Below are 13,167 nucleotides of genomic sequence, written 5' to 3' on the forward strand. Positions count from 1 at the left end.
GCGGGGGCTGCGCGAGGGCTGCGCGGGGGCGCTCACCCGATTACACTCGTCAAGTGAAGGTTTTGGCAGCAATGAGCGGTGGGGTGGACTCCGCCGTCGCCGCAGCCCGCATGGTCGAGGCGGGACACGAGGTGGTCGGGGTGCACCTGGCCCTCAGCCGGATGCCCGGAACCCTGCGCACCGGCAGCCGCGGCTGCTGCACGGTCGAGGACTCGATGGATGCCCAGCGGGCGGCCAACATCATCGGCATCCCGTACTACGTCTGGGACTTCTCCGAGCGGTTCAAGCTCGACGTGGTCGACGACTTCATCGCCGAATACGCCGCTGGCCGCACCCCGAACCCCTGCATGCGCTGCAACGAGCGCATCAAGTTCGCCGCCCTGCTCGAAAAGGCCCTCGACCTGGGCTTCGATGCCGTCGCCACCGGTCACTACGCCACGATCGTGACGGATGCCGACGGCAACCGCGAGCTGCACCGCGCCAGCGCCTGGGCCAAGGACCAGTCCTATGTGCTCGGCGTGCTCACCCAGGACCAACTGGCGCACTCGATGTTCCCGCTCGGCGCGACGCCGTCCAAGGCCGAGGTGCGAGCGGAGGCCGCGGCGCGCGGTTTCTCGGTGGCGAACAAGCCCGACTCCTACGACATCTGCTTCATCCCCGACGGCGACACCCGAGGCTGGCTGGCCGAGCGCGTGCCGCCGGCGACCGGGGACATCCTCGACCGGGACGGCAACACCCTCGGCACGCACGACGGGGCGGCCGCGTTCACCGTCGGGCAGCGCAAGGGGCTGCAGATCGGCACCCCGGCCGCCGACGGCAAGCCCCGGTTCGTGCTCGAGGTGCGCCCGATCTCCAACACCGTCATCGTCGGGCCGAAAGAGGCGCTCGCGATCAAGAAGATCGCCGGCACGAAGTTCACCTGGTGCGGCGTGGCCCCCGCGCACCCGGAGATCGCCTTCGACTGCGACGTGCAGATCCGCGCCCACGCCGACCCGGTTCCCGCCGTGGCCCAGGTCGTTCCGCTCAAGGCCGGCTCGTCCGCCGAGACCAGCGCGAGCCGCGGGAGCGGCGCCACCACCGAGCTCGTGATCATCCCGGCCGAGCCGCTCACCGGCGTCGCGCCCGGGCAGACCGCCGTCGTCTACCTCGGCACCCGCGTGCTCGGGCAGTGCACCATCGATCGCACGGTTAGTGCCGTCAGTGCGGTCGCCGTCGATGCATAGCCCGGCGCCCGACCCGGCGGCAGACGCGCCCCTGCACGTCGCCGCGGCCGAGGTCTCCGACCTGACCCAGCGCATCCTGGAAGCCCGGGACGCGTACTACGACCGCAACGAGGCCGTCATCACCGACGCGGAATACGACGCGTTGGTGCACCGCCTCGCCGAGCTCGAGCGGGAATTCCCCGAGCTGGCCAGTCAGGACAGCCCCACCCAGACCGTGGGCGGCCGCGCCGAGACCAGCCTGTTCGATCCGGTGCAGCATGCCGAACGCATGCTCAGCCTCGACAACGTCTTCTCGCTCGACGAATTCGGCCTCTGGGCCGCGAAGGTCGAACGGGACGCCGGGCGACCCGTGCACTACCTCTGCGAGCTCAAAATCGACGGACTCGCGATCAACCTGCGCTACGAGCAGGGGGTGCTGGTCAGCGCCGCCACCCGCGGCGACGGGGTGGTCGGCGAGGACGTCAGTGAGAACGTCGCCTTGGTGCCCGGCATTCCGAGAAAACTGCGGGGCACCGGGCATCCGCCCCTGATGGAAGTGCGCGGTGAGGTGTTCTTCCCGGTCGCCGAATTCCTCGAGCTCAACGCGCAGCAGGTCGCCGCCGGCGAACGCGTCTTCGCGAATCCGCGCAACGCGGCGGCCGGCTCCCTGCGCCAGAAGGCCGAGGGTAAGGCCGCGGAACCGCTGCGCCTGATGCGGGCCAGGCTCGGCCGGCTCCGGATGCTGGTGCACGGCATCGGCGCGTGGTCCACCCCGCCGGTCGCGTCCCAATCCGGGGTCTACGAGCTGTTGCAGGGCTGGGGTCTGCCTACCAGCAGCTACTACCGGGTGGAACCCTCCGCGGCTCTCGCGGCGGACTTCGTCGCCTACTACGGCGAGCACCGCGCCAGCGTCGACCACGAGATCGACGGCATCGTGATCAAGGTCGACGAGCTGGCCCTGCACGCCGAACTCGGTGCCACCAGCCGGGCGCCGCGCTGGGCGATCGCCTACAAGTACCCGCCCGAGCAGGTCAACACCAGGCTGCTCGACATCGTCGTCAGCGTCGGCCGGACCGGCCGGGCCACGCCGTTCGCCGTCATGAAGAAGGTGCGGGTCGCCGGTTCCGAGGTGCGCCAGGCCACCCTGCACAACCAGGACGTGGTCCAAGCCAAGGGCATCCTGATCGGCGACATCGTCGTGCTGCGCAAGGCCGGCGACGTCATCCCCGAGGTGCTCGGCCCGGTGGTCGAGCTGCGCGACGGCACCGAGCGAGCCTTCGTCATGCCGGTGAACTGCCCGGAGTGCGGCACGCCGCTCGCCCCGGCCAAGGAGGGCGACATCGACCTCCGCTGCCCGAACGCGCGCAGCTGCCCGGCTCAGGTGCGCGGCCGGGTCGAGCACATCGGCTCCCGCGGCGCCCTCGACATCGAGGTGCTCGGCGAGGTGGCTGCCGCCGCTCTCACCCAGCCCACCCGTCCGGTGGAGCCGCCCCTGCCCACCGAGGCCGGCCTGTTCGACCTCACCCTCGACGACCTGCTGCCGATCGAGGTCATCGTGCGGGACGCCGAGACCGGGCTGGCCAAGGAAGAGGATGACGGCTCCGTGCGGCTGCGCACGCCGTTCCGGCGCAACCCCACGGCCGCCGAGAAGAAGAAGGGCGTCGAGGGACCGCAGCCGTCGTCGAGTGCGCAGAAGCTCCTGCGCGAGATCGAGCTGGCGAAGACCAAGCCGCTGTGGCGGCTTCTGGTGGCCCTCAACATCCGTCACGTCGGGCCGGTGGCGGCGCGCGCCCTGGCCGGCCACTTCGGTTCTCTCGAGCTGATCCGGGCCGCGTCCCGCGAGGAGCTCGCCGAGGTCGACGGGGTGGGCGGCATTATCGCCGACGCCATCATCGCGTGGTTCGAGGTGGACTGGCACCAGGGCATCGTGGAGCAGTGGACGGTGGCCGGCGTTCAGTTCCGCATATCGGATCACCCCGGTCCGGGAGCCGCTGCGGCGGCCGGGGGAGTGCTGGCCGGGCTCACGGTGGTGGCCACCGGCTCGATCGAGGGCTACACCCGGGAAGAGGCGCAGGAGGCGATCATTTCCGCCGGGGGCAAATCCGCCGGGAGCGTGTCGAAGAATACCGACTTCGTGGCCGCCGGTCCGGGCGCGGGGTCGAAGCTGGCCAAGGCGGAGGCGCTCGGCCTGCGGATCCTCGACGCCGCAGAATTCCACCTGCTGGTCACGAGCGGCCCGGAGTCCCTGGCCGAGACGACGGCCGACGCCGACGCCGACGCCGACACTGACCCGGTTTGATTCAACGGCTCTTCTCACCCGGCACCTCTGACGCGTCGACCCAACCGAGCACCATCCGGGTGAACAGGTCCACATCCTCGATGCTCCAGACATGGTGCATGCCGGGTGCGGTCCAGGCGCGAGTCTGCGGCAAATGGGCGAGCAGCGCGGGAAAGCTGTCCCGGACGAGGCGGGACTCCCGTTCGCCCGCCACCGCCAGCAGGGGGCCGCGGTAGTCCTGCAGCCTCTCCGGGACGCCGCCGCGGTTCACCTCGGCGAAGACGCGCCGGGCGTTGTCGGTTCGGAGGCTCAGTCCGTGTTCCACGAACAGGTCGACCGCGTCGGCGGGCAGGCCGAAAGCCTTCGCCTGGGCCCGCCAGTACCAGGGGCGGTCCCAGAGCCGCAGTTGCATCGTGCTCAGGAACCGGGCCGTGCCGTGCACCCCGGTGAGCGGCACGCCGGACACCAGGCAGGAGTGCAGCAGTCCCGGGTGCCGGGCCATGACGTGCGTGGCCACGAGGCCGCCCAGGGACAGCCCCACCAGATGGGCCCGGCCGCCGCGCGCGTGAGCGGCGATGATGCCGGCCACATCGTCGGCGGTCTGACCGAGGGAAAGCCAGTCCTCTCCGGCCCGGGCGCCGAAACCGGGCAGGTCGGGGGTGAGCAGATGCCGGTCTGGCATTCCCTCCACCTGCGGTCTCCAGGACCACGACGCGACGCTGCCGCCGTGCAGGAACATGATCGTGTCGGTCCCCGTGGTGTCAACGCCGTGCTGCAGGGGATAGCGGAATTTCAGGCGCTGGCGGGGACGGCTCATCCGAGGGCCTCCTTCGTCTCGACCAGCCACGCGAGTTCCGCCTCGGCGTGGAGGATTCCGTTCCGCAGCGTTGCGAAGCGCAGCCTGCGTCCGAGGTCGTCCGGGGCACGATCGTCGGGCTCGCGGTGGGCCTGCTCCTGCTCGGCGACGGAACGCAGTGCGGCCAGCATCGCGGTGGCCTGGCCGCGCCGCGCCCGCATCAGTGCCCGGGTAGCCGGCACCCCCAGGGTGCCGACGAAGAACAGCCGCATCAGGAACGCGTCGTGCGAGGTTTCGGGTTCCAGCGGCGCCCGCAGCCAGTCGCCCAGGGCCGTCCGGCCGGCCGAGGTGATGTGGTGCTCGCGCCGGTCGGGGCGTCCCTCCTGCGGAATGACCTCGACGTCGGCGAGACCGTCGGAGACCAGTGCCGCCAGCGTGCGGTAGATCTGGGATTGGTCGGCGGACCAGAAATGGGCGACGGATGCCTCGATGCTCTTTTTGAGGTCGTATCCCGTCATTGGTGCGAGGTCCAGGATCCCGAGGAGGGCGATTTTCAACGACATGTTTATATGAGATCACACCTATATAGGTTTATGCAAGTATCAACTTTGGCGCGATTGACCCTCGATCGGGGGTCTCCCAGACCCACTGTGGGGGCACGGCCGCACCATCCGTTTCAGTAGTCTGGAGACGCAATGCTTGTCTGTTAGGGGCCGGGTTGTTTTGCTACTCGGTGTTCGTGAGGGGACGTGCCCAGGTTTGCTGTTAGAAGCGGCGGTTCTAACGCTCTCCCTGGCTCTCAATGGAGTCAGTGAGACCTCTGGCGCGCACGCTCTCAGCACCACAGTCCAGGGCCAGCCGGTGCCGAACCGGGGCGCCGAACCCGCCGCGGCGGAACCGTTGTGGCTGAACCTGTCGGCGCGCACCGGCACCTCGGTCGCGGGGCCCGGCGCCGGCGACCCGCGGGTGTCCGCGCAGCCGATCGCATCCGTGCCGAAGTCCGCCACGGTCGCCACCGTCGAATCCGTGCGGGGACTGACCGGAGCCAACCTGCTGGCCGGGCTGTCCACTCTCTCCGTGGCCGACATGGCCGCGTTCGTGGAGCAGTCCCCCGGCCAGGTCGACGCCCTGTTGACGGCGCCGCCCGCAGCCTCCGCGGTGGCCGGCCTCTGGACGGAACTCGGCGCCTCCGAGCGGTCGTCGCTGCTGGCTGCCGCACCCAAGCTCGTGGGCAACCTGGAGGGTGTCCCCTTCCGGGAGCGGGGCAGGGCCAACGCCCGCTACCTCACGCAGAGCCTGGCCGACGTCACCCAGCGGCTGGCCGACGCGACCGACGACAGCGAGCGCACGCTGCTCAACCGAGAACTCGCCGTCCTGACCCAGGTCAAGGCGGCACTGAGCACCCCCGACGGCGCCCCGCGCCGTTCCTTGATCCTCCTCGACCCCGCAGGCGGCGGGCGTGCCGCGATCGCCCTCGGCAACCCGGACACCGCCGCATTCGTCACCTATCTGGTACCCGGCATGAACTACACCGTCGAGCAGCAGATCGTCAACTGGGCCGACACCGCAGACGCCGTGTACACGGAACAGATCGCGGTGCTGCGCGGGGGGGCGCCGTCCGGGCACGCCCTGACCGGCGGCATCCGCGCCGCCGGCGTCGCCACGATCGCCTGGATCGGCTACGAGGCCCCCACGGTGTTCACCGTGGGCGGGACGGGCCTCGCGGAGGTCGGCGCCGACTTCCTGGAGCAGTCGGCTCTGGGCATCGCGGCCGACCGAGGCACGCGTCGGCCCTTCGTTTCGGTGCTCGCGCACTCGTACGGGTCGACCGTGGCGCTCACGGCGCTGGCCCGCGGCACGTTCGGGGTGGACGCCCTGGTGCTGGTGGGGTCCCCGGGCAGCCAGGTGCAGTCCGTCGACAGCCTGAGCGTCGCGCCGGGCAGTGTCTATGTGGGCAGCGCCGACTGGGACCCGACCGTGAACAGCGCTTTCTTCGGCAGCGATCCCGGTGCGGAGTCGTACGGCGCGAACACCCTCGGCGTGTCCGGCGGGAACGATCGGATCACCGGCTCCTGGCTGAACGGATCGGTCGGCCACAACGCCTACTTCGACGCTGGAAGCGAGTCCCTGCACAACATGGCGTTGATCGGAACCGGCAACGCGGATCTTGTCACCGACGGCTCCGAATAGAATTGGGGAATCCACCCTCGACGATCGTACGGAGCAACATGTCTGAAATCACGGCCGAGCAGGTTGCCCATTTGGCCAACCTTGCCCGGATCGACCTCAGCTCGGAGGAGATCGCCCGCCTCACGACTGAACTCGGTCAGATCGTTGACTCGGTCGCGAAGGTAGCCGAAGTGGCCAAGCCGGATGTGCCGGCGACGAGCCACCCGATGCCGCTGACCAATGTCTTCCGCGCCGACACGGTGGTCCCCTCGCTTACGGTCAAACAGGCGCTCTCCGGGGCTCCCGACCGGGACGGCGACAAGTTCCGCGTGCCCGCAATCCTGGACGAGGAGTAATCCATGACCAACGTGATCAAGCTGTCCGCCGCCGACCTCTCGGGTCTGCTTGTCGAACGGTCCATCAGCTCCGTCGAGGTGACCCAGGCTCACCTGGACCAGATCGCGGCCGTCGACACCGGTGTGCACGCGTTCCTCCACGTGGCCGGTGAGGCCGCGCTCGCCGCCGCAGCCCGCGTCGACGCCCGGCGTGCCGCCGGCGAGGTGCTCGGGCCGCTCGCCGGGGTTCCGATCGCCATCAAGGACGTGCTCGCCACCATCGACATGCCCTCGACCGCCGGTTCCAAGATCCTCGAGGGCTGGATCCCCCCGTACGACGCCACCGTGGTCAGGCGCGTGCGCGACGCCGGGCTGATTTTGCTCGGCAAGACCAACATGGACGAGTTCGCGATGGGCTCGTCGACCGAATTCTCCGCCTACGGCCCGACGCACAACCCGTGGGACTACGACCGGATCCCCGGCGGCTCCGGCGGTGGCTCCGCGGCCGCGGTCAGCTCCTTCGAGGCGCCGCTGGCGCTCGGCAGCGACACCGGCGGCTCGATCCGCCAGCCGGCCGCCGTCACCGGCTCGGTCGGCGTCAAGCCCACCTACGGCGGTGTGTCCCGCTACGGCTCGATCGCTCTCGCATCCTCGCTCGATCAGGTCGGCCCGGTGACCCGCACGGTGCTCGACGCCGCCCTGCTGCACGACGTGATCGGCGGGCACGACCCGCTCGACTCGACGTCGCTCACGGACACCTGGCCCTCGATGGCGGCCGCCGCACGCGCCGGCCTCGCCGACGGGGCGCTCACGGGGGTGCGGGTCGGCGTGATCAAGGAGCTGAGCGGCGACGGATTTCAGGCCGGAGTTGCGCAGCGCTTCACCGAGACCCTCACGTTGCTTTCCGCGGCGGGCGCCGAGATCGTCGAGATTTCCGCCCCCAGCTTCGAGTATGCGATCGCTGCCTACTATCTGATCCTCCCGGCGGAAGCGTCGAGCAACCTGGCGCGCTTCGACTCGGTGCGCTTCGGCATCCGGGTCAACCCGGAAGACGGCCCGCTGACCAGCGAACGGGTCATGGCGGCCACGCGCGACGCGGGCTTCGGCCCCGAGGTCAAGCGCCGCATCATTCTCGGCACCTACGCCCTCAGTGCCGGCTACTACGACGCCTACTACGGCAGTGCGCAGAAGGTGCGCACGCTGATCCAGCGCGACTTCGACGCGGCCTTCTCGAAGGTCGACGTGCTGGTGTCGCCGAGTGCGCCGACCACCGCGTTCAAGTTCGGCGAGAAGATGGCCGACCCGATGGCCATGTACCTCAACGACGTCACCACGATCCCGGCCAACCTTGCCGGGGTCCCCGGCATGAGCCTGCCGATGGGACTCGCGCCCGAGGACGGCCTGCCGGTCGGCCTTCAGATCATGGCGCCCGCGAAAATGGATGCTCGTCTCTACAGCTTCGGAGCCGCCGTCGAGGCGCTGCTCGAAGCATCCTGGGGGCACACCCTCCTCAGCCGGGCGCCGGAACTGGCGCGGAGAGAAATGTTCGCCGGCACAGCCACAAGCACAGCGTTCACGAGCACAGAGGGAGCCGTCTGATGAAGAAGGCCGAACTGATGGACTACGACAAGGCCCTGGAACTGTTCGAGCCGGTGCTCGGCTTTGAGGTGCACGTCGAGCTCAACACCAAAACAAAGATGTTCTGCGGCTGCGCAAACGAATTCGGCCAGGGTGCCAACACCAACACCTGCCCCACCTGCCTGGGTCTGCCCGGAGGGCTGCCGCAGGTGAACGCGAAGGCCATCGAATCGAGCATCCGTTTAGGGCTCGCCCTCGGCTGTGAGATCGCGGAATACTCGCGGTTCGCCCGCAAGAACTACTTCTATCCGGACACCGCGAAGAACTTCCAGACTTCGCAGTACGACGAGCCGATCGCGTTCAACGGTCAGCTCACGATCGAACTCGAAAGCGGACGCCTGGTCACGGTCGACATCGAGCGCGCCCACATGGAGGACGACGCCGGCAAGCTCACCCACGTGGGTGGGGCGACCGGTCGCATCCAGGGTGCCGACTACTCGCTGGTCGACTACAACCGCGGCGGAGTGCCGTTGGTCGAGATCGTCACCCAGATGATCGAGGGCGGTGAGGCGGACTCACCCGAGATCGGCCGCACCTACGTTGCCGCCATCCGCGAGATCGTGAAAGCGCTCGGCGTCTCCAACGCCCGGATGGAAGAGGGCAACGTGCGTTGCGACGCGAACGTGTCCCTGCGCCCGCGCGGCTCGAATGTGCTCGGTACGCGCACCGAGACCAAGAACGTGAACTCGCTGCGTTCGGTCGAGCGGGCCGTGCGGTACGAGATCCAGCGTCAGGCGGCCCTGCTGCACGCCGGTGGAACCATCACTCAGGAGACCCGGCACTGGCATGAGGACACCGGCATCACTTCGGCCGGCCGGCCCAAGTCCGACGCCGACGACTACCGGTACTTCCCGGAGCCCGACCTCGTTCCCGTGGCCCCGTCGCGGGAATGGGTGGAAGAACTCCGCGCCACCCTGCCGGAGCCTCCGGCCGCCCGCCGCAAGCGGCTTCAGGCCGAATGGGGCTTCGCCAACCTCGAATTTCAGGATGTCGTCAACTCCGACCTCCTCGACGTCGTCGAGGCAACCATCGCAGCCGGCGCCGCAGCCCAGGCCGCCCGCAAGTGGTGGACCGGCGAGGTTGCCCGCCTTGCGAACGCCTCCGGTGTGTCCGCCGACTCGCTTGTGCAGCCGGCGCAGGTCGCCGCACTGATCGAACTCGTCGTGGCCGGAACGCTCACCGACCGCCTGGCCCGGCAGGTGCTCGAGGGCGTCATCGGCGGCGAGGGCACTCCGCTCGAGGTCGTCGAGTCCCGCGGTCTCGCGGTCGTCTCGGACGATGGCGCGCTGATCGCGGCGATCGATGAGGCTCTGGCCGCCCAGCCCGATGTTCTGGCCAAGATCCGCGACGGCAAGGTTCAGGCGGCCGGAGCCGTGATCGGCGCCGTTATGAAGGCCATGCGCGGACAAGCGGATGCCGCGCGCGTGCGCGAGCTCGTGCTCGAGCGTGCCGGAGCGGCCGAGTAATGGGCCTCGGGAACACGCGCCAACCTGCCGCCGACGGGTACCCCGGTTCCCAGCCGGGTGCCCTCGGTGTGGGAGCGCAGGTCGTGGTGCGCTTGGACCGTGGTCGGTATCCGGACGCCGACGCCGAAGACCCGAGCGGCGTGATTGTGGCGGCCGGAGAACTCCAGGGCGCGGCCCTGTACGCCCCCGTTTCCGGACGGGAAACCGTATGGATCGTGGAATTCGACGAACCCTTCTACGGTCTCGACGGTTCTGGCCCGCACGCGTCGGCTCGGGTGGCGCAGAGCTCGCTCGAAGCCGCCCCCGAGGCGTAACCGTCGTGGAGCAGAAGCGCCCGGCCACCGCGCGGGACATCCGTCGCTGGCGCCGCTACCTGGCAGACGAACGGGCCGAAGCGACGGTGTACCGCGACCTCGCCGGACGCCGTAGTGGCGAGGAGCGCGAGATCCTGCTGGCTCTGGCCGACGCCGAGGGGCGCCACGAACAGCACTGGCGGCACCTTCTCGGTGACCAGGTCGGAGCCCCACACCGGGGCGCGATCCGCACCCGTTTCCTGGGGTTCCTGGCCCGCAGGTTCGGATCGGTTTTCGTGCTTGCCCTCGCCCAGCGTGCCGAGGCCCGCTCCCCGTATGACGCCGATGCCGACGCCACAGACACCATGGCCGCCGACGAGCGCATCCACGAGGAGGTCGTGCGTGGGCTGGCCGCTCGCGGCCGGCAGCGGCTGGCTGGCACGTTCAGAGCCGCGGTCTTCGGGATCAACGACGGCCTCGTCAGCAACCTGGCCCTGGTGCTGGGCATCGGCGCCACCGGAGTGCCCGCCGCCACGATCCTCTTCACCGGTATCGCCGGTCTTCTCGCCGGGGCACTCTCGATGGGTGCCGGCGAATATGTCTCGGTACGGTCCCAGCGTGAGCTGCTCGAAGCCTCAACGCCGAATCCGGCCTCCCGGAACGTGCTGGCCCATCTCGATTTGGCTGCGAACGAACTGACCCTGGTCTATCGCGCGCAGGGGATGCCCCCGGAGAAAGCGGAGATCCATGCACGCGAGGTTCTGCGCACGGTGGCCATCGCGACCGGCCCGGTCGACGTCAAGAAGACCGGCGGCCTGGCTCCGGCGGTCGACGAGCACGAAGCCATCGGCACGGGAATCGGAGCGGCCACGTCGAGCTTCTGCTTCTTCGCCTCCGGGGCGATCCTGCCGGTGCTGCCGTATCTGTTCGGCCTCGACGGGATCACCGCGGTCATCGCGGCAGCCGTGCTCGTGGGGCTCGCCCTGCTGGCCACTGGCGCCATCGTCGGGCTGCTCTCGGGCGGGCCGCCCTGGCGGCGCGCCATCCGTCAGCTCATCATCGGTTTCGGTGCTGCCGGCGTCACCTATCTGCTGGGTCTTCTCTTCGGAACCTCGATCGCCTAACGCTGCTCCCGAGCCGCCGTGCTTGAGGTGGCCGCAATTCCGCTCAGAACGGCGCCGGTTGCTTCGTGTGCGCCTGCCGCACGGCCGGCTCCGATTCGGCCCTTTTTCCGGTGCACGGATGTTCGTGGCCGGTTCGCTGAGGAGGGTGCGCCCGGTCGGTGAGGTCCACTGCAGGGTTCTGCCGGGCAGGGGCACGGAGCTCCACCGGGTCTCGGACTGCTCGCTATAAATAGGCTTCATGAGGGAGACGTTACGGGTACCCACTGACATTCGATGCCCCAGGTCGGCGACCGTCAGCGCCCAGTGGATAACCCGATCAAACTCATATTGCGGAGGAGGAGTGGTGCTCGCTGCGGGGCCTGCTTCGGGTATCCGTGATGGGGCGCGCCACCCGCATCCGTCCTCACGGTATTACGGAGATTTTTGGGGAAACGCCGGTTTGGGAGCCGGTCTGGGCGGCGTGTTGCGACAATCTCCGAAGTAAGTGACTACGGCCGCGACGGGTGCTCCGGGCTGGGCGGCAACGAGAGCGCCTGCGACTTCACGGTGAACCCCGACCAGTGCGAGATCTCCCACGCCGGCGACGAGGAGTACGCGGCGCAGATCTGGTACTGGTCCACTCCCATTGAGGACTGCCTCGACGGCCGCACCGATGTGAAGTGCACCGACTACTCCGACTGGACGACCGCCTGGCAGGAGATCAAGGGTTAGCGCGGCATCCCCATCCGGCCGAGCCGAATCGGAGGAATCATGACGGGTGACACGGCGTCGCCGGGGCAACGGATGCCGGTGCCGCCGCACCGGGACACGCTCGCCCGGCGGGGTTCGATCACGCTGAGCCGGCATCCGCGGCTTCGCCTGACGCTGATGCTGTCCACCCCTCTGCTCTGGCTCGGCCTGATCTAAATCGTTGCCCTCGTTGCCCTCGCCGCCCCGCTGATCACCTCTCTGTGGACGGTCGACAGCTTCACGGGCACCACCACACGGTCCTGGACGCTCGATAACATCATCACCGTGCTCCGGTTCGCTCTACCAGACGGTGACGATCTTCACCGCGGGGGCGGGCATCAAGACCCTGCCGATCTGGATTCTGGACAACCTGTTTCGCCCCAGCCAGGCACCGATCGTCAACGTCATCGCCGTGGTGCTGGTGCTGGTGCTGGTGTCGATCGTTTCGATCTACATCGCCCAACGCATTACCGGCTCGGAAAAGGAGAGCCGTTAGCCCCACGCCTGGCAGGTGCAGCCCGCGGGCTACGGCCGGCGCGGATCCCGGCCGGTCAGGGCGAGCAGCCGCGTCTGCAGCGGCGCGTTCTCGTCGGATGGTATCGGGGAGGCGAAGAGGCCGCTGGCCTCGAGGGTGTCCCGCTGGGGCTCGAACACCGTCCAGACCGCCTCGATCAGGGCCGGGTCGAGGGACTCGTCGGCGGCCGTTGCCCGCGCCAGGTCCCAGGAATGGATCGTGACGTCGGAGACCTGCTCGCGCAGGTAGTCGGATGCCGCTACCGTGTCATACGACAGGGTCACCGGTGCGTCGGCCGGGGTCGTTGCCCAGGCTGCGGCCGCCAGCGCCGAATAGATGGCCCATTCCTTCGCGAGGTCCGGGCCCAGCGGGGTGAGTGAGCGCCGGGCGTCGAGCACCGAGAGGCCGCGCAGCAGCGCGGGGACCCACTGCTGTTCCAGCACCACGTGGCGCACCAACTCGGTCACGGTCCACTCGGTGTCCGGTGTGGCGGCGGCCCAGTCGGTGATCACGTCGACGCGGGCCCCGAACTCTTCGGCGGCCTGTTTCTGCAGCGCAAGCCAGTCATGCGTCATGGGACTCCCTCGGTAGAACGGGTGGAACGGATGCCCCTGCAACGCTAC

The 13,167-nt window shown here is 69.2% G+C and carries 14 protein-coding genes; 11 read left to right on the forward strand and 3 right to left on the reverse strand.

Features of this window, described 5'->3' with window-relative positions; translation table 11 throughout:
* Positions 1–53: 53 nt before the first annotated feature.
* Together mnmA and ligA are read left to right on the forward strand one after the other, a co-directional pair.
* On the forward strand, positions 54–1,223 hold the full coding sequence (gene mnmA, locus E3O54_RS02975) for a tRNA 2-thiouridine(34) synthase MnmA (RefSeq protein WP_134374238.1): 1,170 nt from the start codon (positions 54–56) through the stop codon (positions 1,221–1,223).
* Complete coding sequence (gene ligA / locus E3O54_RS02980) at positions 1,216–3,501, forward strand: NAD-dependent DNA ligase LigA (RefSeq protein WP_134400919.1); 2,286 nt, start codon at positions 1,216–1,218, stop codon at positions 3,499–3,501. Before mnmA ends, ligA begins: the two co-directional genes overlap by 8 nt.
* Before the next feature lies 1 nt (position 3,502).
* On the opposite strand, the gene E3O54_RS02985 is transcribed toward ligA, so the two are convergent.
* On the reverse strand, positions 3,503–4,297 hold the full coding sequence (locus E3O54_RS02985; RefSeq protein ID WP_134374234.1) for an alpha/beta fold hydrolase: 795 nt from the start codon (positions 4,295–4,297) through the stop codon (positions 3,503–3,505).
* Positions 4,294–4,839 carry a PadR family transcriptional regulator gene (locus E3O54_RS02990; protein WP_134343098.1) on the reverse strand — a complete coding sequence of 182 codons (546 nt, stop codon included), beginning with the start codon at positions 4,837–4,839 and terminating at the stop codon, positions 4,294–4,296. The genes E3O54_RS02985 and E3O54_RS02990 overlap by 4 nt, the downstream gene beginning before the upstream one ends.
* 298 nt (positions 4,840–5,137) lie before the next feature.
* Between E3O54_RS02990 and E3O54_RS02995 the strand changes: the two genes are divergently transcribed.
* From E3O54_RS02995 to E3O54_RS03030, 9 genes are all read left to right on the forward strand, one after another.
* Positions 5,138–6,466: an alpha/beta hydrolase gene (locus tag E3O54_RS02995; RefSeq protein ID WP_134400920.1), complete on the forward strand. Its 1,329-nt coding sequence runs from the start codon at positions 5,138–5,140 to the stop codon at positions 6,464–6,466.
* Between the two features lie 38 nt (positions 6,467–6,504).
* The gene (gene gatC / locus E3O54_RS03000; protein WP_174720178.1) at positions 6,505–6,801 is read left to right on the forward strand and encodes an Asp-tRNA(Asn)/Glu-tRNA(Gln) amidotransferase subunit GatC; all 297 of its coding nucleotides are present in this window, start codon (positions 6,505–6,507) and stop codon (positions 6,799–6,801) included.
* 3 nt (positions 6,802–6,804) lie between these two features.
* Entirely contained in the window at positions 6,805–8,379 is a 1,575-nt protein-coding gene (gene gatA / locus E3O54_RS03005; protein ID WP_104103234.1) for an Asp-tRNA(Asn)/Glu-tRNA(Gln) amidotransferase subunit GatA, read from the forward strand.
* Positions 8,379–9,884, forward strand: coding sequence for an Asp-tRNA(Asn)/Glu-tRNA(Gln) amidotransferase subunit GatB (gatB, locus tag E3O54_RS03010; protein ID WP_104103236.1), 1,506 nt, complete (start codon positions 8,379–8,381; stop codon positions 9,882–9,884). The genes gatA and gatB overlap by 1 nt, the downstream gene beginning before the upstream one ends.
* Positions 9,884–10,198: a hypothetical protein gene (locus E3O54_RS03015; RefSeq protein WP_134400921.1), complete on the forward strand. Its 315-nt coding sequence runs from the start codon at positions 9,884–9,886 to the stop codon at positions 10,196–10,198. Before gatB ends, E3O54_RS03015 begins: the two co-directional genes overlap by 1 nt.
* An 86-nt stretch (positions 10,199–10,284) precedes the next feature.
* The gene (locus tag E3O54_RS03020; RefSeq protein ID WP_369828004.1) at positions 10,285–11,301 is read left to right on the forward strand and encodes a VIT1/CCC1 transporter family protein; all 1,017 of its coding nucleotides are present in this window, start codon (positions 10,285–10,287) and stop codon (positions 11,299–11,301) included.
* A 546-nt stretch (positions 11,302–11,847) separates the two neighbouring features.
* Positions 11,848–12,012: a hypothetical protein gene (locus E3O54_RS03025; protein ID WP_198411423.1), complete on the forward strand. Its 165-nt coding sequence runs from the start codon at positions 11,848–11,850 to the stop codon at positions 12,010–12,012.
* A gap of 39 nt (positions 12,013–12,051) precedes the next feature.
* Positions 12,052–12,207, forward strand: a complete 156-nt coding sequence (locus E3O54_RS16190; RefSeq protein WP_166790075.1) for a hypothetical protein — start codon at positions 12,052–12,054, stop codon at positions 12,205–12,207.
* A gap of 133 nt (positions 12,208–12,340) precedes the next feature.
* Positions 12,341–12,526 (forward strand): hypothetical protein, encoded by a 186-nt coding sequence (locus E3O54_RS03030; protein ID WP_174720179.1) that lies wholly within the window; start codon positions 12,341–12,343, stop codon positions 12,524–12,526.
* Between the two features lie 29 nt (positions 12,527–12,555).
* Here the strand turns inward: E3O54_RS03030 and E3O54_RS03035 are convergent, their stop codons facing one another.
* On the reverse strand, positions 12,556–13,119 hold the full coding sequence (locus tag E3O54_RS03035; RefSeq protein ID WP_134400922.1) for a TIGR03086 family metal-binding protein: 564 nt from the start codon (positions 13,117–13,119) through the stop codon (positions 12,556–12,558).
* Positions 13,120–13,167 lie beyond the last annotated feature (48 nt).

The sequence above is a fragment of the Cryobacterium sp. TMT2-4 genome (genome assembly GCF_004402575.1).
Taxonomy (GTDB): domain Bacteria; phylum Actinomycetota; class Actinomycetes; order Actinomycetales; family Microbacteriaceae; genus Cryobacterium; species Cryobacterium sandaracinum.

What these genes read in the sequence shown, in the direction of transcription:
- ligA (WP_134400919.1), top strand. Translation starts at nt 1,216, where the DNA reads ATGCATAGCCCGGCGCCCGACCCGGCGGCAGACGCGCCCCTGCACGTC.
- E3O54_RS02985 (WP_134374234.1), bottom strand. Translation starts at nt 4,297, where the DNA reads ATGAGCCGTCCCCGCCAGCGCCTGAAATTCCGCTATCCCCTGCAGCAC.
- E3O54_RS02990 (WP_134343098.1), bottom strand. Translation starts at nt 4,839, where the DNA reads ATGTCGTTGAAAATCGCCCTCCTCGGGATCCTGGACCTCGCACCAATG.
- gatC (WP_174720178.1), top strand. Translation starts at nt 6,505, where the DNA reads ATGTCTGAAATCACGGCCGAGCAGGTTGCCCATTTGGCCAACCTTGCC.
- gatA (WP_104103234.1), top strand. Translation starts at nt 6,805, where the DNA reads ATGACCAACGTGATCAAGCTGTCCGCCGCCGACCTCTCGGGTCTGCTT.
- gatB (WP_104103236.1), top strand. Translation starts at nt 8,379, where the DNA reads ATGAAGAAGGCCGAACTGATGGACTACGACAAGGCCCTGGAACTGTTC.
- E3O54_RS03015 (WP_134400921.1), top strand. Translation starts at nt 9,884, where the DNA reads ATGGGCCTCGGGAACACGCGCCAACCTGCCGCCGACGGGTACCCCGGT.
- E3O54_RS16190 (WP_166790075.1), top strand. Translation starts at nt 12,052, where the DNA reads ATGACGGGTGACACGGCGTCGCCGGGGCAACGGATGCCGGTGCCGCCG.
- E3O54_RS03035 (WP_134400922.1), bottom strand. Translation starts at nt 13,119, where the DNA reads ATGACGCATGACTGGCTTGCGCTGCAGAAACAGGCCGCCGAAGAGTTC.